This window comes from Rhodococcus shunpengi, from assembly GCF_048381395.1.
Classification (GTDB): domain Bacteria; phylum Actinomycetota; class Actinomycetes; order Mycobacteriales; family Mycobacteriaceae; genus Rhodococcus.
This window is the reverse complement of the sequence record NZ_JBLWIU010000008.1, coordinates 280,997-304,196: the sequence shown is the minus strand read 5'-3', so window position 1 is coordinate 304,196 and position 23,200 is coordinate 280,997. Positions and strand designations below refer to the sequence as shown.

At 69.6% G+C, this 23,200-nt stretch carries 18 protein-coding genes; 9 read left to right on the top strand and 9 right to left on the bottom strand.

Going from position 1 to position 23,200, the window contains the following annotated elements:
- Positions 1 to 72: 72 nt before the first annotated feature.
- The 6 genes from ACNJ7K_RS02220 to ACNJ7K_RS02195 form a co-directional block, all read right to left on the bottom strand.
- Positions 73 to 3,834 carry a multifunctional oxoglutarate decarboxylase/oxoglutarate dehydrogenase thiamine pyrophosphate-binding subunit/dihydrolipoyllysine-residue succinyltransferase subunit gene (locus ACNJ7K_RS02220; protein WP_159418877.1) on the bottom strand — a complete coding sequence of 1,254 codons (3,762 nt, stop codon included), beginning with the start codon at positions 3,832 to 3,834 and terminating at the stop codon, positions 73 to 75.
- Between the two features lie 203 nt (positions 3,835 to 4,037).
- On the bottom strand, positions 4,038 to 7,880 hold the full coding sequence (locus tag ACNJ7K_RS02215; protein WP_159418876.1) for an ABC transporter ATP-binding protein: 3,843 nt from the start codon (positions 7,878 to 7,880) through the stop codon (positions 4,038 to 4,040).
- 80 nt (positions 7,881 to 7,960) lie between these two features.
- The gene (locus ACNJ7K_RS02210) at positions 7,961 to 8,740 is read right to left on the bottom strand and encodes an ABC transporter permease (RefSeq protein WP_159418875.1); all 780 of its coding nucleotides are present in this window, start codon (positions 8,738 to 8,740) and stop codon (positions 7,961 to 7,963) included.
- The gene (locus ACNJ7K_RS02205; RefSeq protein ID WP_487041123.1) at positions 8,737 to 9,846 is read right to left on the bottom strand and encodes an ABC transporter ATP-binding protein; all 1,110 of its coding nucleotides are present in this window, start codon (positions 9,844 to 9,846) and stop codon (positions 8,737 to 8,739) included. The genes ACNJ7K_RS02210 and ACNJ7K_RS02205 overlap by 4 nt, the downstream gene beginning before the upstream one ends.
- A 67-nt stretch (positions 9,847 to 9,913) precedes the next feature.
- A complete protein-coding gene (locus ACNJ7K_RS02200; RefSeq protein WP_159419294.1) occupies positions 9,914 to 10,702 on the bottom strand; it encodes an alpha/beta fold hydrolase in 789 nt (262 codons plus the stop codon).
- 20 nt (positions 10,703 to 10,722) lie between these two features.
- Entirely contained in the window at positions 10,723 to 11,457 is a 735-nt protein-coding gene (locus ACNJ7K_RS02195) for a hypothetical protein (RefSeq protein ID WP_159418874.1), read from the bottom strand.
- 57 nt (positions 11,458 to 11,514) lie between these two features.
- On the opposite strand from ACNJ7K_RS02195, the gene ACNJ7K_RS02190 reads away from it, so the two are divergent.
- The gene (locus ACNJ7K_RS02190) at positions 11,515 to 12,375 is read left to right on the top strand and encodes an AraC family transcriptional regulator (RefSeq protein WP_174247064.1); all 861 of its coding nucleotides are present in this window, start codon (positions 11,515 to 11,517) and stop codon (positions 12,373 to 12,375) included.
- Entirely contained in the window at positions 12,372 to 12,836 is a 465-nt protein-coding gene (locus ACNJ7K_RS02185; RefSeq protein ID WP_159418873.1) for a VOC family protein, read from the top strand. The genes ACNJ7K_RS02190 and ACNJ7K_RS02185 overlap by 4 nt, the downstream gene beginning before the upstream one ends.
- A gap of 16 nt (positions 12,837 to 12,852) precedes the next feature.
- Here ACNJ7K_RS02185 and ACNJ7K_RS02180 read toward each other — a convergent pair whose 3' ends face one another.
- Positions 12,853 to 13,872, bottom strand: a complete 1,020-nt coding sequence (locus tag ACNJ7K_RS02180) for a glutathione S-transferase family protein (protein ID WP_159418872.1) — start codon at positions 13,870 to 13,872, stop codon at positions 12,853 to 12,855.
- Between the two features lie 25 nt (positions 13,873 to 13,897).
- Complete coding sequence (locus ACNJ7K_RS02175; RefSeq protein ID WP_159419292.1) at positions 13,898 to 14,593, bottom strand: GNAT family N-acetyltransferase; 696 nt, start codon at positions 14,591 to 14,593, stop codon at positions 13,898 to 13,900.
- A 94-nt stretch (positions 14,594 to 14,687) separates the two neighbouring features.
- Here ACNJ7K_RS02175 and ACNJ7K_RS02170 point away from each other — a divergent pair, with 94 nt between their 5' ends.
- From ACNJ7K_RS02170 to ACNJ7K_RS02155, 4 genes are all read left to right on the top strand, one after another.
- Positions 14,688 to 16,163, top strand: a complete 1,476-nt coding sequence (locus ACNJ7K_RS02170) for a DHA2 family efflux MFS transporter permease subunit (protein ID WP_230790947.1) — start codon at positions 14,688 to 14,690, stop codon at positions 16,161 to 16,163.
- A 132-nt stretch (positions 16,164 to 16,295) separates the two neighbouring features.
- Positions 16,296 to 17,339 carry a class I adenylate-forming enzyme family protein gene (locus ACNJ7K_RS02165; RefSeq protein ID WP_120281905.1) on the top strand — a complete coding sequence of 348 codons (1,044 nt, stop codon included), beginning with the start codon at positions 16,296 to 16,298 and terminating at the stop codon, positions 17,337 to 17,339.
- A 78-nt stretch (positions 17,340 to 17,417) separates the two neighbouring features.
- Positions 17,418 to 18,179, top strand: a complete 762-nt coding sequence (locus ACNJ7K_RS02160; RefSeq protein ID WP_230790775.1) for a crotonase/enoyl-CoA hydratase family protein — start codon at positions 17,418 to 17,420, stop codon at positions 18,177 to 18,179.
- Between the two features lie 95 nt (positions 18,180 to 18,274).
- Positions 18,275 to 19,207, top strand: a complete 933-nt coding sequence (locus ACNJ7K_RS02155) for an adenosine deaminase (protein ID WP_120284082.1) — start codon at positions 18,275 to 18,277, stop codon at positions 19,205 to 19,207.
- Positions 19,208 to 19,234: 27 nt separating this feature from the next.
- Here the strand turns inward: ACNJ7K_RS02155 and ACNJ7K_RS02150 are convergent, their stop codons facing one another.
- On the bottom strand, positions 19,235 to 20,542 hold the full coding sequence (locus ACNJ7K_RS02150) for a D-arabinono-1,4-lactone oxidase (protein WP_487041122.1): 1,308 nt from the start codon (positions 20,540 to 20,542) through the stop codon (positions 19,235 to 19,237).
- Positions 20,543 to 20,617: 75 nt separating this feature from the next.
- On the opposite strand from ACNJ7K_RS02150, the gene ACNJ7K_RS02145 reads away from it, so the two are divergent.
- Genes ACNJ7K_RS02145 through ACNJ7K_RS02135 form a run of 3 tightly spaced genes read left to right on the top strand, consistent with a single transcriptional unit; the run spans position 20,618 to position 23,158 of the window.
- The gene (locus ACNJ7K_RS02145) at positions 20,618 to 21,262 is read left to right on the top strand and encodes a TetR/AcrR family transcriptional regulator (protein ID WP_174247063.1); all 645 of its coding nucleotides are present in this window, start codon (positions 20,618 to 20,620) and stop codon (positions 21,260 to 21,262) included.
- Positions 21,263 to 21,291: 29 nt separating this feature from the next.
- On the top strand, positions 21,292 to 22,497 hold the full coding sequence (locus ACNJ7K_RS02140) for an amino acid deaminase/aldolase (protein ID WP_487041121.1): 1,206 nt from the start codon (positions 21,292 to 21,294) through the stop codon (positions 22,495 to 22,497).
- A 28-nt stretch (positions 22,498 to 22,525) separates the two neighbouring features.
- The gene (locus tag ACNJ7K_RS02135; RefSeq protein ID WP_268655381.1) at positions 22,526 to 23,158 is read left to right on the top strand and encodes an alpha/beta hydrolase; all 633 of its coding nucleotides are present in this window, start codon (positions 22,526 to 22,528) and stop codon (positions 23,156 to 23,158) included.
- The last annotated feature ends 42 nt before the right edge of the window (positions 23,159 to 23,200 follow it).

The following is a 23,200-nucleotide window of genomic DNA, read 5'->3' as shown; positions in this document are numbered from 1 at the left end:
CCCCTCGCGGGGACGAACCGACCCGGCTCACATGAGAACCGTCAAGGACCCGAAGGATCCGAAACGGAGCTTCTAGCGACCGAAGGCCTTCTCGATGATCTCCTGCTGCTCGACAGCGTGGACCTTGCTCGAACCGGACGACGGTGCCGACATCGCGCGACGCGACACGCGCTTGATACCGCTGAGCTTCTCGGGCAGCAGTTCCGGCAGCGCGAGGCCGAGGAACGGCCAGGCACCCTGGTTCGCCGGCTCCTCCTGGACCCAGAAGAACTCGGTGGCGTTCGGGTACTGCTCGAGCGTCTCGGCGATACGGCGGCGCGGCACCGGGTACAGCTGCTCGATGCGCACGATCGCGACGTCGTCACGACCTTCCTTCTGCTTCTTCGCCAGCAGTTCCCAGTAGATCTTGCCGGAGGTCAGCAGCACACGAGTGGCCTTCGACCGATCGGCCGTGCCCTCCTCGTAGGGAACCTCTTCGAGCAGCGAACGGAACTTGCCCTGCGTGAAGTCCTCGACGTTGCTGACCGCGGCCTTGTTGCGCAGCATCGACTTCGGCGTGAACACCACCAGCGGACGGCGGATGCCGTCGAGGTGATGGCGACGCAGCAGGTGGAAGTAGCTCGCCGGGGTCGACGGAACCGCAACCGTCATCGAGCCCTCGGCGCACAGCTGCAGCCAGCGCTCGATACGACCCGAGGTGTGGTCGGGACCCTGGCCCTCGTGGCCGTGCGGCAGCAGCAGCACGACGTCGGAGAGCTGACCCCACTTGGCCTCACCGGACGAGATGAACTCGTCGATGATGGACTGCGCGCCGTTGACGAAGTCGCCGAACTGCGCCTCCCACAGCACGAGCGCGTCGGGGTTGCCCACCGAGTAGCCGTACTCGAAGCCCAGGCCCGCGAACTCGGTCAGCGCCGAGTCGTAGACCATGAAGCGGCCGCCGTTGCCGGCCTGGTTGGCCAGCGAGGCGAGCGGGCTGTACTCGTCGCCCGTCTTGCGGTCGATGATGACCGAGTGGCGCTGCGTGAACGTGCCGCGACGCGAGTCCTGACCGGCCAGGCGCACCAGGGCGCCTTCCTCGGCCAGCGAACCGAACGCGAGCAGCTCGGCGAACGCCCAGTCGATCTTGCCGTTGCGCGACATCTCACGACGCTTCTCGAGCACCGGCTTGACGCGCGGGTGGACGGTGAAGCCCTCGGGCGCCTCGGCGAAGGCGTCGCCGATCCGCTCGAGCACCGACCGGTCGACGGAGGTGTCGAGGCGCTTCGGCGGGGTCTGGTCGAGCTCGACCGACTCCGACGGCTCCGGCGGGTACTTCTCGAGTTCGCGGACCTCGTTGAAGACCCGTTCGAGCTGTCCCTGGTAGTCGCGCAGGGCGTCTTCCGCTTCCTTGAGCGAGATGTCGCCGCGGCCGATCAGGGCCTCGGTGTAGCTCTTGCGGACGCTGCGCTTGGTGTCGATCACGTCGTACATCGCCGGCTGGGTCATCGACGGGTCGTCGCCCTCGTTGTGACCGCGGCGGCGGTAGCAGATCATGTCGATGACGACGTCCTTGTGGAACTTCTCGCGGAAGTCCACGGCGAGCTTCGCGACCCACACGCAGGCCTCGGGGTCGTCGCCGTTGACGTGGAAGATCGGCGCGCCGATCATCTTCGCCACGTCGGTGCAGTACTCGGACGAACGCGAGTGCTCCGGCGCGGTGGTGAAACCGACCTGGTTGTTCACGACGATGTGCACGGTGCCGCCGGTGCGGTAGCCGCGCAGCAGCGCGAGGTTGAGGGTCTCCGCGACGACGCCCTGACCGGCGAACGCAGCGTCGCCGTGCAGGAGCAGCGGCAGGACGGTGAAGCCGTCCTCACCCTTGTCGAGGATGTCCTGCTTGGCGCGGACGAGGCCCTCGAGCACCGGGTTGACCGCCTCGAGGTGCGAGGGGTTCGCGGTGAGCGAGACCTTGATGTCGTTGTCGCCGAACATCTGGATGTAGGTGCCCTCGGCGCCGAGGTGGTACTTCACGTCGCCGGAACCGTGCGCAGCGGCCGGATTCAGGTTGCCCTCGAACTCCGAGAAGATCTGCGAGTACGGCTTGCCGACGATGTTCGCGAGCACGTTCAGGCGACCGCGGTGCGGCATCGCGATGGCGACCTCGTCGAGCGTGTGCTCGGCGGCCTGATCGATGATCGCGTCCATCATCGGGATGACGGATTCGGCGCCCTCGAGCGAGAAGCGCTTCTGACCGACGTACTTGGTCTGCAGGAACGTCTCGAACGCCTCGGCGGCGTTGAGGCGGCTCAGGATGTACTTCTGCTGGGCGACCGTCGGCTTGACGTGGTGCGCCTCGACGCGCTCCTGCAGCCACTGCTGCTGCTCGGGCTCGAGGATGTGGGTGTACTCGACACCGACGTGGCGGCAGTACGCGTCGCGCAGCACCGACAGCACGTCGCGCAGCTTCATCTTCTGGCGGCCGTGGAAGCCACCGACGTTGAACTCGCGATCGAGATCCCACAGCGTCAGGTCGTGGGTCGTGACGTCGAGGTCGGGGTGCGAGCGGAACTTGTCGCGCACGAACTGCAGCGGATCGGTGTCGGCCATGAGGTGGCCGCGGCTGCGGTAGGCGGCGATGAGCTCGAGCACACGGGTGTGCTTGTCGACGAGGCCTTCCGGCACGTCCTTGCGCCAGCGGACCGGCTCGTAGGGGATGTGCAGGGTGTGGAAGATGCCGTCGTAGAAGTCGTCGCTGATGAGCAGCTCGTGGATCTTCTTCAGGAACTCACCCGACTCCGCGCCCTGGATCACGCGGTGGTCGTAGGTGGAGGTGAGCGTCAGCAGCTTGCCGATGCCCATCTCGGCGATCCGCGCGTCGGACGCACCCTGGAACTCGGCCGGGTACTCCATGGCGCCGGCGCCGATGATCGCGCCCTGGCCCTGCATCAGACGCGGGACCGAATGCACGGTGCCGATACCGCCCGGGTTGGTCAGCGAGATCGTGACGCCGGAGAAGTCGTCGCCGGTGAGCTTGCCGTCGCGGGCGCGGCGCACGATGTCCTCGTAGGCCGAGTAGAACTGCGCGAAGTTCATCGTCTCGCAGTTCTTGATGGCCGCCACGACCAGCGAACGCTGGCCGTTCTTGCCGGGCAGGTCGATCGCGAGACCGAGGTTCGTGTGCGCAGGCACGACGAGGTTCGGCTTGCCGTCGACCTCGGCGAAGTGGTTGTTCATGTTCGGGAACGCCTTGACCGCCTGGACGATCGCGTAACCGAGGATGTGGGTGAACGAGACCTTGCCGCCCCGGGTGCGGGCGAGGTGGTTGTTGATGACGATGCGGTTGTCGAACATCAACTTCGCGGGCACCGCGCGAACACTGGTGGCCGTCGGGATCGACAGCGAGGCGTTCATGTTCTTCGCAACGGCAGCAGCGGCGCCGCGCAGAACCTTCTTCTCCTCGGTGGCCTGGCCCGACGGGGCCGCGGCGGGCTTGGGAGCCGGCTTCGCGGGCGCGGCCTGGGCCTTCGGCTGCGCCGCAGGCTTGGTCTCCGCCTTCGGTGCAGGCTTCGCAGGCGCGGCCTTGGTCTCCGCCTTGGTCTCGGTCTTCGGTGCAGGCTTCGTGGGGGCCGAAGCGGAGGAACTCGGCGCAGATGCTGTGCTCGGCGCGGGCTTCTCGGTCGTGGCGGTGTCGGAGCCGTTGGTGCCTCCGGCCACCGCGGCTTCCGGCGAATAGTCGGTGAGGAATTCGTGCCAACTCGCGTCCACGGACGAAGGGTCGTCCTGGAAGCGCTGGTACATCTCGTCAACCAACCACTGGTTCTGTCCGAACTGTGATGTAGAGCTGCTGCTCACGGCAGTTGTTCGCCTCGTTTCTTTCTTCGGTACCCGATCGGAGCGCCTGTGAATATGAGGCTAGCCCGTGGCATGTGACGATCCGAACTGACCGCGCATGTCGGTGGGCTACCTCACAATCTGGTGCGATGGGGTCTCCATCGATGACGGTTCTCGAGAGCCGATTATTCCCTCTAAGGTGCATCGGCGCAGCGCGCACCCCGTTACAAACGTGAGGACGATCTCATGTTCGATCCTTCCGTCGTCGAAGTGAGCAGGACCTCGGGCTCCTCCGGAACGAGACCACCGGTAGCGAGTTGCCACAAAGTGGTGTACAGACCTCCCGCTCGGCGGAGCTCGTCGTGGGGCCCGCACTCGACGATACGGCCGTCGTCGACGACCACCACGAGATCGGCGCGTGCGGCGGTCGCGAGACGGTGCGCCACCACCACGGCCGTCCGTGAGCGGGCCACCCGCGCACCCGCCTCGAGCACCGCCTTCTCGGTGGCGGGATCGAGGGTCGCGGTGGCCTCGTCGAGCAGCAGCAGATCGGGATCCACCAGTTCGGCGCGCGCGAGCGCGATGAGCTGACGCTGGCCCGCCGACAGACCCTGACCGCGTTCACCGACCGCATGGTTCATGCCGCCGGCGAGACCCGCGATCATGTCCAGCGCCCCCACGGCGCGCGCGGCCGATTCGATCTCCTCGCGCGTCGCGTCGGGCCGGCCGTAGGCGATGTTGGTCGCCACCGTGCCCGTGAACAGGTGCGCCTCCTGCGGCACCACACCGAGCCGGCCCCGATAGTCGCGCAGGCGGTAACGGCGCAGATCGGTGTCGTCCACCCGCACCGAACCGGACGTCGGGTCGTAGAACCGGGCGAGCAGTTTGACGACCGTCGACTTCCCGGCGCCGGTGCGGCCCACCAGGGCGACCGTCGACCCGGCCGGGATCGACAGGTCCACATCGCTCAGCGCCTCACGATCGGCCTCGCTGTACCGGAAGCCCACCTGCCGCAGGTCGACGTCACCGCGGAGGTGCCCGGTGATGGCGACCGTGCCCTCCTCGGCAGACTCGAGCGAGCTCTCGGTCCGCAACAGGTCGCCGATCCGGCGCAGACCGACCCGCGCCTGCTGGTAGCCGTCGAAGACCTGCGACAACTGCTGGATGGGCGCGAACAACAGGTTCAGATACAGCACGAACGCGATCAGCACACCGGGGCCGACCGCGCCCGACGCCACCTCCCGGGCGCCGACGAAGACGACCGCCGCGAGCGCCAGATCGGACAGGAAGGTGATGAACGGGAAGTACAGCGAGATCGCCCGCTGCGACCGCAGGCGACTGCGCCGATAGGCCTCCGCGCGCTCGGCGAACCGCCGCGCCGCGGTCTCCTCCCTGCGGTAGGCCTGGGCGGCGCGCAGACCCGTGACGTTCTCCTGGAAATCCGCGTTCACCAGGGAGATGCGTTCGCGGGACTGCGCGTACGCCGTCCCGGAGACCTTCCGGAACCACAGGGTCGCGCCGACCAGCACGGGCAGCACCGCCAGCACCACCAGGGCCAGGGACAGATCGGTGACGATCAGCGCGATCGAGATACCGGTGAGCGTGAGCACCGCCACGACCGCGGTGGACAGGCCGGTCTGGATGAACTGCGACAGCGCATCCACATCGGTCGTCATCCGCGTCATGATCCGGCCCGACAGTTCGCGTTCGTAGTAGTCGAGTCCGAGCCGTTGCAGGTGCGCGTACGAGCGCACGCGCAGCCCGAACAACACCCGTTCGCCCGCCCGCGCGGTGAGCACCGTGAGGATCGCGACCACGAACCAGCCGAGCAGCGCGAGCACCACACCTGCGGCGGTCGCCTGCCACAGCCGGGACGGATCGCCCGGGGTCACTCCGCGGTCGACGGCGTACCGCACCAGCGACGGGAACGCGATGCTCGTCAGCGACTCCACCGCCAGGCACAGCACGACGACCGCCAGCAGTGCACGCACCGGGCGCAGCGTCGTCCGCAACCGGAACTGCGGGTCGGGCAGGCGCAGGGCCTCAGACTGCAGGGCCGGATCGTGTCCGGGCGTCTCGGTGGCCGGGGGAAGCGCGTCGACGGCCGCGCGCAGTTCCGGGGTCGGGGCGACCGCGCCGAGCGCACCGGACACCGGCCCGCCGCGGCCACCACCGCCCGCCGGTCCGCCGCGACCTCCACCGACGGCCGGTGGGTTCCGGACGGTCCCGGACAGTTCGTCGTCGTCCGGTTCGTCGGGCCACAACTCACCGGCGGGGACGGGGCGTTCCGGTGCCGGTGCGGCGTCGTCGTCGGTCGAGAGCAGACGCCGGAAGACGGGACTGCGCTCCTCGAGTTCGTCGACCGTCCCGATGTCGACGATGCGCCCCTCGTCGAGCACGGCGACCCGGTCGGCGAGCGCGAGCGTCGACCGCCGATGGGCGAGCACGAGGGTCGTGCGGCGCCGGCCCGCCCGCAACGCGCCGTAGATCGCGGCCTCCGTCTCGGCGTCGACCGCCGAGGTCGCGTCGTCGAGGATCAGCACCCGCGGATCGACGAGCAGTGCCCGCGCCAGCGCGACCCGCTGCCGCTGCCCGCCGGACAGGGTCAGGCCGCGTTCACCGACGACCGTGTCGTAGCCCTCGGGGAGGGCCTCGACGAAGTCGTCGGCGCGTGCCGCCGCGGCCGCGGCGCGGATCTCGTCGTCCGATGCGTCGGGCCGGCCGAGAGCGATGTTGGACGCGACGGTGTCGGAGAACAGGAACGGCTCGTCGAAGACGAGGCCGACCGCCCCGCGCAGATCGTCGGCGCGGAGCGTGGCGACGTCGATGTCGCGGCCGTCCGCGGTCAGGCACACCGACCCGCGGTGCGGCGCGTAGAAGCGGGGGAGCAGCAGCGACAGCACGGTCTTGCCCGACCCGGCCGGGCCGACGATCGCGACGGTCTCGCCGGGCGCGATCTCCAGGTCGAGGCCGCGCAGTACGTGCCGGTCGTCGTCGAAGCCGAACGTCACGTCCTCCAGGTGCACCCCGAGCGGACCGTCGGGCAGCTCGACGGGATGCGGGGGATCGGCGACATCGGGTTCGGTGTCGATCACCTCGTACACCCGCTCGACGGCGGCGCGGGACAACTGCGCCATGATCACGACCTGGGAGAGGGTGCGGGTCGTCCCCGTCATCGTCGCCACATAGGCGGTGAACGCCACGAAGGTGCCCACGGTGATCCCGCCCTCGAGGGCGAGCCAGCCGCCGAGCGCGATGGTGGCGACGAGCCCGAACTGTGGGATCGCACCCATCGGCGCCGAGAACCACGCGTTGATCCGGGCGGCACGCAGACGCTCCGCGTACAGCCTGCGACCGTGCTCCTCGAGCTGGTCGACGGCGTGCGACTCCTGCCCGAATCCCTTCACCACCCGCACGCCCGTGACCGTCTCCTCGACGTGCTGGGCAAGGTCGGCCGCGCGCTGCTGCGCCGACCAGGTCGCGGCGAACAGCTTCGGGCGCACGACCCGGACGAGACCCGCGATGATCGGGACGATGACCACCGCGACCAGTGTGAGCAGCGGCGAGAGGGTCGTCATGATCACCAGCGCGAGCACGAACTGCAGCAGCGCACCCGCCGACATCGGCACCATCGCGAGCAGGCCCTGCACGAGTTGCAGGTCGGTGATGGACCGCGAGACCACCTGACCCGTGCGGATGCGGTCCTGACCGTGGCCGTCGAGACGTTGGAGCGAGCCGAGCAGGCGCAACCGCAGGTCGTGCTGCACGTCGAGCGACAGGCGTCCGGCGAGCATGCGACGCCCGTACTGGCAGCCGAACCGGATCACCGCACCGGCCGCGATCGCAGCCGCCGCCAGCCCGATCAGGCGCAGGTCGTCGGCGGGCACGTCGCCCTGCCCGGTCGCGCTGTCGACCGCGACCTTCGTCAGCAGTGGGAAGGTGATGTCGATCAGGGCAGCGACGACGGTGACGGCCAGCGCCCCGACGGCTGTTCTGCGGTGTTTCAGGCATTCGGCGACGAGCCGGGAAATCCATCCCGGCGAGCGCGGAATCGGGTCGTGTGCCATCGAACCGACATTAGCGCCGAGTGACGACAGGGCACGTCGGAGCCGCCCGGGAGGGCCGGAGACGCAGGTGATCGAAGGTGTCAGACGACGTCGGCGGTGCGGGCGCGCCACCAGCCGAGGCCGCCCAGCACCACGGTCCAGAGGATCAGAAGCAGCGGAGCCGCCGGCCACGTCATCTCCAGCGTCACGTCCTCGGGCATCGACACCGCCGAGAACAGCACGTACCAGGTGACCTGCGCCGGCAGATACGACGCGATCGCGCCGAGACCGAGACCGTGCAGGACGACCGAGACCATCAGCTCCCCGAACGGCACCCACGCGCAGATCGCGAGCACACTGCCCGTCGTCGACCGTGTGAGCAGACCCAGCCCCGCTCCGATGAGCGACCACATCAGCGCGCAGAACAGACCGATGCCCATCACCTTGGCGACCGAACCGAGGTCGGCACCGTCGAAGCCCCCACCGAACAACATGAGCGTCGCGGCCGCCGCGACTTCCGTGACGATGCAGTACAACAACCCGATCACGGCGACGGTCGCGAACTTCACCCCGACGACCCGGTCGCGTCCCCGCGCGGTGAGGAAGGTCGTCACGATCGTTCGGTGCGCGAACTCGCTGCCCGTCGCCACCGCACCGAAGATCGCGGCGAACAGGAACACCAGCGACAACGAGAGGGAGATACCGACCGCGGCGGCGACGGCCTCGGCGAAACCGTCACCGAAACCGAGTTCGAGTTGCCGCGCGACCGGCAGCGTCAGCGCGCCGCAGAACAGACCCACCAGCAGTGGTGCGATGCCGAGGATCCACCAGTAGCGCAGGCTCAGGACCTTGCGGAACTCGGCGGTGAGAAGCACGGTCATGCGGTGGGACCTCCTTGCCCGGCCGGCGGTCGGTTCGGCTGCCCCCACTGCGGCTGCGGGTACTGCTGTGCGTTCGGGTACTGCTGTGCGTTCGGGTAGGGCTGATACTGCTGGCCGTGCCCCGGATACTGCGCGACCGGCGCGGCCGCATACCGACCCGCCGTCATCGCGAGGTAGACCTGCTCGAGATCGACGTGCTCGACACTCGTCCCGAACAGCGTCACCTCCGCGGTCGCGGCGATCTCGGCGATGCGGTCGGGAGTCACGCCGACCACCGCGAGCCGTCCGTCCTGCTGCACCTGCGCGTCGGTGTGCCCGGCCGCGGCGAGCGCGGTCGCGAGGCGGGCCGGGTCGGAGGCCGCGACGAACACCCGCGAGCGGTAGGCGTCGCGCAGGTCGGTCATCGAGGTCTCCGCGACCAGGTGACCGTTCGCGATGATCACGAGGCGGTCGGCCATCTGCTCGATCTCCCGCAGGATGTGGCTCGAGATCAGCACGGTCCCGCCGTTGGCGGCGAACGCGCGGAGGAAGTCGCGCAGCCAGGCCATGCCCTCGGGGTCGAGTCCGTTCGCCGGTTCGTCGAGCACGAGATAACGCGGTTGTCCGAGCAGGGCCGTCGCCAGGGCGAGTCGCTGCCGCATGCCGAGGGAGAACTCGCCGATACGACGTCGCGCGACCGACCCCAGGCCGACGAGATCGAGCATCTGCCTCGCCCGCTCGTCGGGCACGCCGATCGCGGCGCAATAGACCTGCAGGTGTGTCAGCGCCCGGTGCTTCGGGTGGGCGCTGCGCGCGTCGAGCACCGCCCCGACGACCTGTGCAGGCTGCCGCAGCGAGGTGAACGGCACGCCGTCGACGAAGGCGTTCCCGGCGCTCGGCCGGACGAGTCCGAGCATCATGCCGAGCGTGGTGGTCTTGCCCGATCCGTTGGGGCCGAGGAAACCGGTGATCGAGCCCGGTGGCACCGTGAACCACAGATTCGATACGGCCGTGTGGTCACCGAACGTCCTGCTCAGGCCGTGGACGGTGATCCCCGCGCCCGGTGTCCCCGAGGGCACCCGGGGATCGGGTGTGCCGTACGGCGGTTGCGCTGACGGTGCTGTCACGGATTCGGACCCCCGCGTCGTCGAGATGTGGGTGCGGCTCGTGCCGCGGTCGCCGTGAGCTTACGGGTCAGTCGAGGAAGGGCAGGACAGCGTCGAGGAACTCGCGGGGCGCGTCGAGCTGAGGACAGTGCCCGGCGTCAGGGATGATCACCACCCGTCTCCGGCCCCCGGCCTGCACCCGTCGCGCGGCGTGAGCGGGCGTCAACCGGTCGCGTGCGCCCCACACCAGCAGGGCCGGCATGTCGAGGGCGTGCACCATCTCCGGGATCGGCAGTCGACCGAGCTCACCGATCGCGTGCCGGCCCACGGTCAGCAGCGTGTCGACCTGCTCGCGGGTCGCGTAGTTCGCCGCGAACGCCGTGCGCGCCGCCCGGTCGAAGGTGCCGCGTCGGTGCACGGCGGCCCGCGCGTACAGGGCACCCATGGCCTGCTGCATCACCGGGGCGGGCAGCGGACGCAACAGCAGGCGCGACAGTTCGACCGGCATGCTCGCACCCCGCGTCCACCACCGGGGGATCCCGGCGAGACCCGGCATGTCGGCGAGCACCACGCGGCCGACCCGGGACGGGTGGACCGACGCGAACACCAGCGCGGTCACCGCACCGAGCGAGTTCCCCACCAGCGACACCGGTTCGGGAACGTCGTCGACGAGGTCGGCCAGGACGTCGACGTAGTGGTCGAGCACGGGTGTCTTCCAGTGCTGCGCGCTGCGCCCGAAACCGGGCAGGTCGACCGTGAGCACCCGGTGCCGCTCGGCGATCGCCGGCGCGACTTTGCACCACGTACCGCCGTGATCGGAGAAGCCGTGCAGCAGGACGACGGTGCGCGGTCCCGCACCGGACTCCCGTACGAACATCTTCCCGCCGGTCGGCACGGTCAGTCCTTCGGGACCGGAACACCGGCGTCGAGCGCCGGTGTCTCTCCGCTCGCCGGGAGAACGGGACGGGCGGCGGGCCACGTGGCCGGAGGCGGACCGAAGGCGTCGCGGGCGTTCTGGATAGTGCGCTTGCCCAGCGCACGGTTGCCGACGCCACCGATCGCGGCACCGATGCCCGCGGGGACGAGCTTGCCGATCAGCAGCGGACTGCGCTTGGCGAAGTACCGGCGGATGAACTTCTTGACCAGGGAATTGTTCAGCGTCTTCAGCTGGGTGCCTCCCGCGCCGGTGGTCAGGGCCTTGGGCCAGTTCCGCAGCGACGCGCCGGTCGCGGTCGCGACGATCTCCCGGCCGGCGTCACCGAGGGAGACGGCGAGCACCAGCGCGCGGCGCTGCTCGTGGTTGTGGGGTTCGATCCCGTGCACCGACGCGATGGCCAGGGTGAGCAGCGCGGACGCCTCGAAGAAGAAAGCCGTCTCGGCGCCGACCGCGCCGATGGCCGCGAGTGTCCCGATGCCGGGGAAGGCAGCGGTCGCGCCCGCCGCGGACCCGCTGCCGGTGACGGTCAGCAGGAACTGCTTCTCGAGCCGCTCGATGATCTGCGCCGGGGACTCGTCGGGGTGCGAGCGCCGCATGAGATCGACGTACTTGGCCACCGCAGGGCCCTGCAGCCTCGCGCCGTTGTCCAGCATCTTGACGATAAAGGCCTCTGCGACGCCTGCCTTGTTGCTCATCGTGCCCCTGTTCTCCGGTGCTCTTGTCTTCCGGACTGCTCTCACTACGCTGGTGCCATGACCGGGTCCGCAGTCGGTGTGTCGGACGGCGCCAGGCGGCGTCCGACACCCCTGCTGACACCCTACGTACGGTCGTACGAGGGGTATCGGCTCGACGGTTTCCCGCCGGGGACCCATCTGGGTATGCCCTCTCCGGAGGTCACCGTAATCCTCACGATCTCCGAACCCGTCGAACTCTCGCGGGGCGACGGACGGTGCCCGGAACGTTTCGACACGCTCGCCGGAGGGTTGTCGACGCAACCGGTGCCCATCGTCCACCACGGACGGCAGCACGGGATCCAACTCGCGCTCACCCCCGCGGGTGCCCGCGCCCTGCTCGGTGCGCCCGCCGCCGCGCTCGGTCCGTGGGCCGTCGATCTCGAGGACGTCATCGGCGCCGACGGCCGGGAGTTGTTCGACCGGATCTCCGCGGCCGAATCGTGGGACGAGCGGTTCGCCGTCCTCGACCGGATTCTCACCCGCCGCCTGGTCTCCGCACGGTCGACGAGCCCGGACGGGCACCTCGTCCACGCCTGGCACCTGCTCGTGACGGACCCGGCCCGCCCGGTCGGTGCCGTCGCGGACGAACTCGGATGGAGCAGGCGACACCTCGCGAACCGGTGCGCCGCCGAGTTCGGACTGTCCCCGAAGGACGTGGCCCGGGTGGCACGCTTCGACCGGTCGCGACGGATGCTGCGGGCCGACCCCGGCCGCCGCCTCGCCGATGTCGCCGCCGAGTGCGGCTTCTACGACCAGGCGCATCTCGCCCGCGACTGGCGCGATCTGGCGGGCGTCCCGCCGTCGCGGTGGCTCGAGGACGAGGTGTTCCCATTCGTCCAAGACGATCGAGACGTTCCGGGCCGACACTCGGAGGCATGACGAACACAACGAATTCCACGCAGCAGTCGGCCACCGTCGCACCCACCCTCGACACGGTGTGGCCGTGCTTCGCCTACACCGACGCCCGGGGCGCGATCCGTTTCCTCGTGGAGACCCTCGGGTTCGCCGAAGCGGAGGTCTACGGGGAAGGGGACCGCGTCGACCACGCAGCCCTGCTCTGGCCGCACGGCGGAGGGGTCATGCTCGGCTCGACCGGTCGCGGGTCGCCGCTCGACCAGCACGCCGACAAGGGCACCGCCTATCTCGTGCTTCCCGACGACGTCACCGTCGATGCCCTGTACGAGAGGGTGCTCGCCTCGGCGCAGGCGGAGGACCCGGCGGTCCGCGCGACCGTGACCGTCGAACTCCGCGACGAGGACTACGGATCGCACGGGTTCACCTGCCGCGACCCGCACGGCGTGTACTGGACGATCGGCACCTACCGACCCCGTCGGCCGTAGGAACCGTCGCAGGGGATCAGCGGGCGACCGCGCCGTGCCCTTCGGGGACCACCTCGCTCGGACGCGGCGGGGGCGGCGGTGTGCCGTCCCCGAACGGCCGCCCGCCGAGCGCCTCACGGCCGTGCGGATCGAGCCAGTTCGACAGGTCCGGTCCCTTCGGCACGATGCCCGTGGGATTGACGTCGGTGTGCACGAGATAGTAGTGCTGCTTGATCTGCACGAAGTCGATGGTGTCGCCGAAGCCGGGTGTCTGGAACAGATCGCGCGCATAGGCCCACAGCGCCGGGAAGTCCGCCAGCCGGTTCCGGTTGCACTTGAAGTGCCCGTGGTAGACGGGATCGAACCGGACGAGCGTGGTGAACAGGCGCACATCGGCCTCGGTGATGGTCTCGCCCACGAGATAGCGCTGCGCCCCGAGGCGTTCCTCGAGCCAGTCGAGGCGGGCGAAGAGCCGATCGAAGGCCTTGTCGTAGGACTCCTGCGAACCGGCGAAACCGCACCGGTACACGCCGTTGTTGACGTCCTGGTAGACGAGTTCCGCCACCTCGTCGATCTCGTCCCGCAGCTCCTCCGGATACAGATCAGGGGCGCCCTCGCGGTGGAACTGCGTCCACTCGGTGGAGAAGTCGAGGGTGATCTGCGGGTAGTCGTTCGTCACGACCTGCCCGGTGGGCACGTCGACGACGGCCGGGACGGTGATGCCGCGGTCGTATCCCGGGAAGCGCGCGAAGTACGCGTCCTGCAGTCGCGGGATGCCGAGGACGGGGTCGACCCCACCCGGGTCGAGGTCGAACGTCCAGCTGCGCTCGTCGTGCGTCGGGCCGCACAGTCCCAGCGACAGAGCGTCCTCGAGACCGAGCAGCCGCCGCACGATCAGGGTGCGGTTGGCCCACGGACACGCCCGGGCGGCGACGAGCCGGTACCGCCCCGACTCGACGGGATAGCCGTCGCGCCCGTCCGCGGTGATGCGGGTGGGGATGTAGTTGGTGTCCCGGGTGAACTCCGCACCCGGCTCGACGTACTTGTTCTCGGTCACCTACGCATCCTTCCGCGCACACTCGTCACTTCCCGGGTGGAACCCGAACCGTCACGAGGGTTCCCCAGATGTCGTATCCCGACACCGCCGCGACCGTCCGGGCACCGCGGTTGTCGCGGCGCATGCGGGCCAGCGGGACGAGTCCGGCATCGAGCGCGTCGTGGGTCGCCAGCGTCGCGACCGTCGAGGCGAGCCCGAGCCGGCGCGCCGGCGGTGTCGTCAGCACCCGCACGTCGGCCAGCAACGACCCGAGTTCGCTGTAGGCCGCGCCGGCGAGGGGACGGTGATCGTCGTCGAGCAACACGAACACGCGCGACGGTCCCGTCGGCGACAGTTCTGCCTCGGTGACGTCGTCGGGCGGGCAGCACCGCAGTAGCTCGGCGAGGTCCTCGGGGTCGTCGGAGATGAGCGGGTTCTCGACGCGTGTCGCGTCGATCCAGTCGGTGCACAGAGCGAGGATCTCCGTGCGACCCGCGTGGCCTGCGACGACGAGCTCGGCGTTCGGGGCGTCGATCTCGGCCGGGTCGGGTTCGGCCGCGAGGCGGAAGACCGCGGTGCCGGGTCCGACGATCGCGGTGGTGCGTTCCACGGCGAGCAGTCGGACGTCGCGGACCGAGTCGTCGATGCGCGTGACGCACCCGGGTTCGACGAGAGCGCCGTCGGGTAGGCCCAGTGCACGACACCACGCGAGGGCGGCGATGCTCGAGATGTGCGGGTCCACCCCGCTACCGTAGACCGCCGACGAGGGGAGAGGTCCGGTGAGCGACGACAGCGAGGTGGGCACGCGCGAACGCGGGTCCGATGTGGCGGTGGAGATGTCCGACGGTGCCCGATGGGCGGCGTTGGGCGCCCTGTGCCTGGGCTTCTTCATGATCCTGGTGGACAGCACGATCGTCGCCGTCGCCAACCCGGCGATCATGCGGACCTTCGGAGCCGACATCGCTGCAGTCGTGTGGGTCACGAGCGCATATCTGCTCGCCTATGCGGTGCCGCTGCTCGTGACGGGTCGCCTCGGTGACCGCTTCGGTCAGCGCCGGGTCTACCTCTGCGGGCTGGTGCTGTTCACGATCGCATCGTTGTGGTGCGGTTTCTCGTCGACGATCGAGATGCTCATCGTCGCCCGCGTGTTCCAGGGGTTCGGCGCGGCGCTCATGTCGCCGCAGACCATGGCCGTGGTGACGCGGATCTTCCCGCGTGAGCGGCGCGGGACCGCGATGGGCCTGTGGGGCGCCGTGGCCGGGGTCGCGACACTCGTCGGGCCGCTCGCCGGCGGTGTCCTGGTCGACGGACTGGGCTGGGAGTGGATCTTCTTCGTGAACGTGCCCGTCGGGATCGTCGGGTTCGCGCTCGCCGTGCGGTACGTGCCGGTGCTGCCCACGAGCCCGCACCGGTTCGACGTGCTCGGCATGCTGCTCAGCGGTGCCGGCCTGTTCTGTCTCGTGTTCGGGATCCAGGAGGGCAACTCGTTCGAGTGGACCGCCCGCGTGTGGGCGCTGATCGGACTGGGCATCGTGTTGCTCGTCGTGTTCGTCGCCCAGCAGTCGCGCAACCGCGGTGAACCGCTCGTACCGTTGTCGCTGTTCCGGGACCGCAACTTCGGGCTGGCGAACATCGGCATCGCGACGATGGGATTCGCCATCACCGGCGTCATGCTGCCGATCATGTTCTACGCCCAGTCGGTGCGCGGTCTGAGCCCGACCGGCGCCGCGATGCTCATGGTGCCGATGGCGGTGTTCAGCGGTGTGCTCGCGCCGCTCGTGGGCAGGCTCGTCGACCGGGTCCATCCGCGGCTGATCGCCGGCACCGGCTTCTCGCTGCTCACGATCGGGCTGGGTTGGCTCGCGCTGGTGATGACTCCCGACGCGGAGATCTGGCAGTTGCTGCTGCCGATCGCCCTGATCGGAGTAGCGAACGCGGGTATCTGGTCGCCGCTCTCCGCCACCGCGACGAACGGTCTCGCACCGAGCCGGGCCGGGGCGGGTTCCGGTGTGTACAACACGACGCGTCAGGTGGGCGCGGTGATGGGCAGTGCCGCTCTCGGCGCGATCATGGCGGCGCGGTTGAGTGCCAACGGTGTCGGCGGGGGAGGAGGTGCGGCGGAGATGGAAACGTCCGGCGCGGTCCTGCCGGAGCCCCTACGCGAACCGTTCGCCGCGGCGATGGCCGAATCGTTGTGGCTGCCCGCAGGCATCCTGCTCATCGGGCTCGTGGCCGTACTCGCCTTCGACCGTCCCGCAAGCCAGAAGGAGCAGCGCGCCGCCGAAGAGCGTTCGGCGGCAGCGAGCGCCTGACGGACGTTCCGACGACCACCCTGTGGCACCTTCCCGGTTGTCCGTGACCCGCCGTTTCCTCACATGGTTGTGATCCGCGCCATATAGTGCAGGCACGCACGCCGGGCGGGAGGTGGCATGTCGGTGGCCGTAGTGGAAATTCCTGCAGGGAGTCGGTGGCTCCGGGACGATCGGGTCACTCGCCGCGACAGCGGCATCCTCCAGTACGACTGCCTGGAGCCGTGCCTCGCCGAGCTGCTCGACCGGAGTGCGCTGCGTTTCGCGAACCGCGTCGCGGTCGTCGACCGGTGCGGCCGCACACTCACCTACCGCGAACTGTGGGCCGCCGCCGCCCGCGTCGCCGGTGGTCTCCTCGATCAGGGAGTCGGCCCCGCCGATCGGGTGGTCATCTGTCAGCCGAACGGGGTCCGCTGGTTGATCGGGTTCCTCGGCGTGGTTCTTGCCGGGGGCGTCCCGGTGCTCCCCGACCCGAGCTGCAGCCCCGAGGAAGCGGCGGAGATCGAGGTCCACAGCGGTGCGGTACTCACCCTGGACTCCGACCTGCCCGACGGCGTCGCCTTCCTCGACGGAGGTGCGTCACCGGACGAACTCGCGGTCCTCTACTACGTGCGCGTCGCCGGTGGTGGACTGCGCGGCGTCGAACTGACCAACACCAACGTGCTGTCGACGATCGAGGCCGTCGCCCACGCGATGGATCTCGTCGGCGACGGCGTGCGGACCGTGCTGACGGCGCCGCTGTCCACGGCGGTCGGATGCAGCGTCCAGTTGCTGCCCACGCTCGCCTTCGGAGGGACCGTCGTGGTCTCGGGATCCCGCGTGATCCGCGCACCGTGGCGTCATCTCCGCGCCGCCTTCCCCGCCTCGCGCTTCGTGCGGGGATGGGGTGTCGCCGAGACGGGCGGGATCGGTCTGCTGCTGCCGTCGGAACACCGCTCCCGCCATCCCCGCAGTGTCGGCGTGCCGTTCGGAGGGATCGAGGTCGCGCTGCTCGGGCCCGACGCCGAGCACGGCATGGGCGAACTGCTCTGTCGCGGACCGAGCGTGGCCCGCCGCTACTGGCGCGATCCGTGCGCCTCGGACGAGGCATTCACGGACGACGGCTGGTTCCGCACGGGCGATCAGGTGCGCATCGACGACGAGGGCTTCGTCGAGCAGATCGCCGTCCGGGTGTCGTGAACCCTGCAACAGGTTCTCGTCGGGTATACAGCCTGTAACCGGATGAACCGGCATTTTCCGTAGTGGAGAGGTGTGTCCATGTCCGACGTAGTCCTGCTCGAACGACGCGATCGCGTTCTCGTCATCACCATCAACCGGCCCGAGGCGCGCAACGCCGTCAACGCCGCCGTGAGCCATGCGCTCGCCGAGGCGGTCGACCAGCTCGACAGCGACGACTCCCTGTCGGTCGGTGTGCTCACCGGCGTCGGCGGCAACTTCTGCGCGGGCATGGACCTCAAGGCGTTCGTCGCCGGCGAGAACGTGGTGGTGCCCGGTAAGGGTCTCGGTTTCACGGAGGCGCCGCCGCGCAAGCCGCTCATCTCCGCCGTCGAAGGATTCGCCCTCGCCGGCGGAACCGAACTCGTCCTGGCCACCGACCTCGTCGTCGCCGCGAAGGACGCGAAGTTCGGCATCCCGGAGGTCAAGCGCGGCCTCGTCGCCGGTGGCGGTGGCCTGCTGCGCCTGCCGTCGCGCATCCCCTACCAGAAGGCCCTCGAACTCGCTCTCACCGGGGACGCGTTCACCGCCGAGGAAGGCTACGGATACGGTTTCGTCAATCGCCTCACCGAACCCGGTGGGGCACTCGAGGGTGCATTCGAACTGGCCGAGCGCATCACGGCGAACGGACCGCTCGCCGTGGCGGCGACCAAGGAGATCATCGTCCGCTCGGCCGACTGGTCGAGCGAGGAGGCGTTCGCGAAGCAGATGGAGATCATGGCACCCGTGTTCACCTCGGAGGACGCGCGTGAAGGCGCCACCGCCTTCGCCGAGAAGCGGCCTCCTGTGTGGAAGGGTCGCTGAGCTCCGGTGTGGAAGGGGCGCTGAGCTCCGGTGCGGAAGGGCCGCTGACCGGCCGGACACTCGAGGGCGAAGGAACGACAGATGGCGAGGATCAGGTGACCGACGGATTCGCAGAACTGCACGTGCACATCGAGGGCACGCTCGAACCCGAACTGATCCTCGCCCTCGCCGAGCGGAACCGCATCGAGCTGCCCTATCGCGATCTCGACGATCTGCGCAGCCGCTACCAATTCACCGATCTGCAGTCGTTCCTCGACCTGTACTACGCGAACATGGAGGTTCTGCGCACCGCGCAGGACTTCGCCGACCTCGCCCGCGCCTATTTCGCTCGTGCGGCGCGGGCGGGCGTCACCCGCGCGGAGTTCTTCTTCGATCCGCAGGCCCACACCTCGCGCGGTGTTCCGCTGCCCGAGGTCGTGGCCGGGCTTTCCGACGCGGTCGCCGGTGCACATCGGGAGTTCGGGGTCGATGCGGCGATGATCGCGTCGATCGTGCGCGATCGCCCCGTGCCCGAAGCCCACGAGGTGTTCGGCGAACTGCTGCGCCTCGGCGCGCCGATCATCGCCCTCGGCCTGGACTCGGCGGAGGTCGGCCACCCGCCGTCGCTGTTCGAGGACGTCTTCGCACGGGCGCGGGCCGAAGGGCTGCACATCACGGCGCACGCGGGGGAGGAGGGACCTCCGGAATACGTCTGGCAGGCGCTCGACCTCCTCGGCGCCGAGCGCATCGACCACGGCATCCGCTCGCTCGAGGATCCCGAACTTGTCGCGCGCCTGGTCGACGAGAGTATTCCGCTCACCGTCTGCCCGTTCTCGAATGTCCGCCTCCGCGTGGTGGATACGCTCGCCGACCATCCGCTGCGCCGCATGCTCGAGGCGGGCCTGTCGGTGAGCGTGCACTCGGACGATCCCGCCTATTTCGGTGGTTACGTCGACGACAACCTCGCAGGGCTGAAGGATCAGCTGGGTCTCACCGACGCCGAGCGGGATGTGCTCCGGCGCAATTCGTGGGATGCCGCCTTCCTCTGAGTCCGTCCAGGTGAGTCTGCCCGGGCGTCACTCGCCCAGGACGCGGCGCAGATACGGGTTCGTGAAGGTGCGGTGCGGATCCACACGGTCGCGCACGGCGAGGAAGTCGTCGAACCGAGGGTAGAGCTCGCGCAGATCGTCCGCGGTCAGGGAATGCAGCTTGCCCCAGTGCGGGCGGCCCTGCGCGGCACGCAGGATCGGCTCGACACCGTCGAAGTAGGCCGTGTGGTCGCGCCGATGGTACTGGTGCACGGCCACATAGGCGGTGTCGCGGCCGTGGGCCGTGGACAACCACACGTCGTCGCCCCGCGCGAACCGCACCTCCACCGGAAAACCGACGCGAACGTCCTTACGCTGCAGCCACGCATCGATCTCGCGCAGAACCGCTGGAAGGTGCTCGGCGGGGAGCGCGTACTCCATCTCCCGGAACCGCACCCGGCGGATGGACGCGAACACCCGGTAGCTGCGGTCGATGAAGGTGCGCGGGGACAACGCCCGTGACGCGACCCGGTTCAGCGCCGGGATGGTGGCGGGAATCCGCGTCTCGACCTGCTGGAAGAGCGCGAAGGCACCGTTGGAGAGCAGTTCGTCGTCGAGGAGGGTGCGCACCCGCCCGACCGGCTGCACCGGTGTCTCACCGGGGAGGCGGGTGTTGCGTTTGATGAGCACTCCGTCGGTGTGCGGGAACCAGTAGAACTCGAAATGGTCGACACCGCTGCGTAATTGGTCGAGGGCATCGAGTGTCGTGCGGAGCGAGGAGGGTGCTTCCTCCGCGCGCAGGCGGAATGCGGGGACACAGTCGAGCGTGACGGTGGCGAGCACGCCGAGGGCGCCGACTCCGAGCCGGGCGGCCTCGAACAGGTCGGGTTCGTGCTCGGGGGAGCAGTCGACGATCCGGCCGTCGGCGAGCACGATCGTCGCGCCGCACACGGCTGCCGCCAGTCCGCGGAAGGTCGCACCGGTGCCGTGGGTGCCGGTCGAGATCGCGCCGGCGACGGACTGGACGTCGATGTCGCCGAGATTCGGTACGGCGAGGCCCTGTGCCCACAGCAGGTCGCTCAGATCGCGCAGTCGCGTCCCCGCCCGAACGGTGACACGCGCGCCGGTGGCCGACGGTTCCACCGCGACGAGACCGGACATCCGGTCGAGCGAGATCAGTGTGCCGTCGGTGACGGCCGCGCCGGTGAACGAGTGCCCGGCGCCCACGGCCTTGACGTGTTCGCCCTGTTCGGAGGCGCGGGCGACGACGCGCGCGAGGTCGTCGACATCGCCGGGGGTCTCGAAACGGCGGGGTGTCGCGCTCTCGGTACGCGCCCAGTTGCGCCAGGTGGCCATGCCTCATCTTCGACCTGGACGAGCGTCCAGGTCAACACCTGCTCGCGAATCTTTCCCGACCTCTACCATCAGGTCATGCCGAATCGGTTGCCTGCTGACGAGCGTCGCACCCAACTCGTGGCTGCGGCACTGGAACTGGCGGAAGGCGGGGGAGTGGGAGCTGTCACGGTCCGCGCCGTCGCCGAGAAGGCCGGGGTGTCACTGGGTGTCGTCCACTACTGTTTCGACAGCAAGGAAGACCTCGTCGTCGCCATGGCGAACGCCGTCGTCGGCGAACTCGCCGGAGCCATGCACGCGGCCTTCGACGTGCCCGAGGACACGCAGCAGACCGGCGGCGTCGAGTGTCTCCGCTCGATGCTCCACACCGGTCTTCGCGCCATGTGGTCGGCCATCGAATCCACGCCGGGGTTGCAGACCCTCACCTACGAGATCACCGCCTACTCGCTCCGGCACCGCACCGACGGCAGTCCCGCCAGCGGCGACATCGCCGTGGAGCAGTACCGCCTGATGGACGAGCAGGCTCGGCTGTTCCTCGACACGTGCGCCGAGCGATGCGGTCTCGAATGGTCGCTGCCCACCGGGACGCTCGCACGACTGTCGCTGTCCGCGCTCGACGGAGTCGTGCTCCGGTGGCTCGTCGATCGCGACGGTGAGGCGGCCACGGCCGAACTGGGAGTCGTCGCCGACATCATCGCGACCCGTGCCGTAGAACGTTCCTGACCCGACCCGACCTTTCGAAGGGATCGCCCGTGCTCCGTGCTGCTTCCGCTCACGACGATGCCCTCGATCGGGTGCAGGCGGCGACGGCCGACCTCGACCCGCCGTTCGCTGCCGTCGACCTGCCCACCCTGCGACGCAACGCCGACGACCTGATCCGCCGCGCGAACGGTGTGCCCGTACGGGTCGCGAGCAAATCGGTGCGCTGCCGCGCCGTCCTGTCCGAGGTCCTGGGCCCGGAACTGACCGCTCGCGGCGGTTTTCGCGGCATCATGGCGTACTCGCTGCGCGAGGCCCTGTGGCTCGTCGAGCACGGCGCCCGCGACATCCTGATGGGATATCCGACGGTCGACCGGACGGCGCTCGGGCGTCTCGCGGCGTCGCCCGAAGCGGCACAGGCGATCACGCTCATGATCGATTCGGCGGAGCACCTCCGCATCACCCGCGAGGTAGCCCGCGATGCTGTGGGGGAGAACGGCTTCCGGCCACGAGTCTGCCTGGACATCGATGCGTCGCTGCGGGTGGGTCCGGTCCACCTCGGGGTGCGGCGTTCGCCGATACGCACCCCCGCGAGCGCGGCCGAGCTGGCCCGTCGCGCCGAGGACGCCGGGTTCGACGTCGTCGGCGTGATGTTCTACGAGGCCCAGATCGCGGGTCTGCCCGACTCGTCGCTACCGGTTCGGCTCGTCAAGGGCCTGTCGGCTCGGGAACTCGCCTCACGCCGACGCGCCGTGGTCGACGCGGTCCGAACGATCGTGGGCGAACTCGAACTGGTCAACGGCGGCGGCACCGGGTCGCTCGAGGTGACCACCGCCGACCGGGTCGTCACCGAGGCCACGGCGGGATCGGGACTGTACGTTCCCACCCTGTTCGACGGTTACCGCGCGTTCACTCCGACACCGTCGATGTTCTTCGCGCTACCCGCCGTGCGGAAACCGGCACCGTCGATCACGACGTTGTTCGGCGGCGGATACATCGCATCCGGCCCGGCCGGGGCCTCGCGGGTCCCGCGTCCGGTCCGGCCCGCGGGGCTGAAACTGCTGGGGACGGAGGGCGCGGGGGAGGTGCAGACCCCGGTCCGCGGTCGCGCGGCCGCGTCGATCCGCATCGGGGGACGGGTGTGGTTCCGCCACGCGAAGGCCGGCGAACTGTGCGAGAGGTTCGACCGGGTGTATCTCGTCGACGAGCACGGACGCACCGAGGTGCCCACCTACCGCGGTGAGGGCGGCTGCTGGTGACCTCTCGCCTCCGGCGAGAATGAGTTCCATGCCGTTGACGTTCTTCCCCGGATCGGTCGGCCGGGTCCACTGGCGGTCCTGGCCGGTCGAGGATGCGCGTGCCGCTGTCGTGTTCGCCCACGGCTTCGGGCAGCACACCGGGCACTACCACCGTTTCGCGTCCGGTCTCGCGGCTCACGGCATCGCACTGTGGGGACTCGACCTCGCCGGCCACGGACTCTCGGAAGGAGAGCCCGGCTCACCCGGCGACGTCGGGCGCCACGCCGAGGACTTCGGCGTGCTCGCCGGGATCGCCGCCGAGTCGGGTCTGCCCCTGGTGGCGATGGGACATTCCCTCGGTGCGGCAACCGTCCTGACGGCGCTGGCGTCCGGCGCGTCCAGCGGCACCCGTTTCGCGGGCGTCGTCCTGTGCGGTACGCCGCGCACCGCGGCGCTGCCGGCGACGGCCGAAGCGCTTCGCACGAGCGACCTGCCGGTCCTGCTGGTCCACGGCGTCGACGACCGGCTCGCCCCGATCGATCCGGTGCGCGACTGGGCGGCGGCGGTGCCGCGGGCGCAGCTGCTCGACTATCCCGATGCCGGGCACGACCTGCTCCACGAGCCCGTCCATCGCAGGGTGACCTCGGACGTCGCCGGGTTCGTGGGCGGGCCGGCCGTCTGACACCGCAGTCCCCGGAAGACGACCGGGCCCCTCGCGGTTGCG

Excerpts from the sequence above, each read along its gene's own strand:
- ACNJ7K_RS02215 (WP_159418876.1), bottom strand. The coding sequence starts at position 7,880 with ATGGCACACGACCCGATTCCGCGCTCGCCGGGATGGATTTCCCGGCTC.
- ACNJ7K_RS02210 (WP_159418875.1), bottom strand. The coding sequence starts at position 8,740 with ATGACCGTGCTTCTCACCGCCGAGTTCCGCAAGGTCCTGAGCCTGCGC.
- ACNJ7K_RS02200 (WP_159419294.1), bottom strand. The coding sequence starts at position 10,702 with ATGTTCGTACGGGAGTCCGGTGCGGGACCGCGCACCGTCGTCCTGCTG.
- ACNJ7K_RS02195 (WP_159418874.1), bottom strand. The coding sequence starts at position 11,457 with ATGAGCAACAAGGCAGGCGTCGCAGAGGCCTTTATCGTCAAGATGCTG.
- ACNJ7K_RS02190 (WP_174247064.1), top strand. The coding sequence starts at position 11,515 with ATGACCGGGTCCGCAGTCGGTGTGTCGGACGGCGCCAGGCGGCGTCCG.
- ACNJ7K_RS02185 (WP_159418873.1), top strand. The coding sequence starts at position 12,372 with ATGACGAACACAACGAATTCCACGCAGCAGTCGGCCACCGTCGCACCC.
- ACNJ7K_RS02170 (WP_230790947.1), top strand. The coding sequence starts at position 14,688 with ATGTCCGACGGTGCCCGATGGGCGGCGTTGGGCGCCCTGTGCCTGGGC.
- ACNJ7K_RS02160 (WP_230790775.1), top strand. The coding sequence starts at position 17,418 with ATGTCCGACGTAGTCCTGCTCGAACGACGCGATCGCGTTCTCGTCATC.
- ACNJ7K_RS02150 (WP_487041122.1), bottom strand. The coding sequence starts at position 20,542 with ATGGCCACCTGGCGCAACTGGGCGCGTACCGAGAGCGCGACACCCCGC.
- ACNJ7K_RS02145 (WP_174247063.1), top strand. The coding sequence starts at position 20,618 with ATGCCGAATCGGTTGCCTGCTGACGAGCGTCGCACCCAACTCGTGGCT.
- ACNJ7K_RS02135 (WP_268655381.1), top strand. The coding sequence starts at position 22,526 with ATGCCGTTGACGTTCTTCCCCGGATCGGTCGGCCGGGTCCACTGGCGG.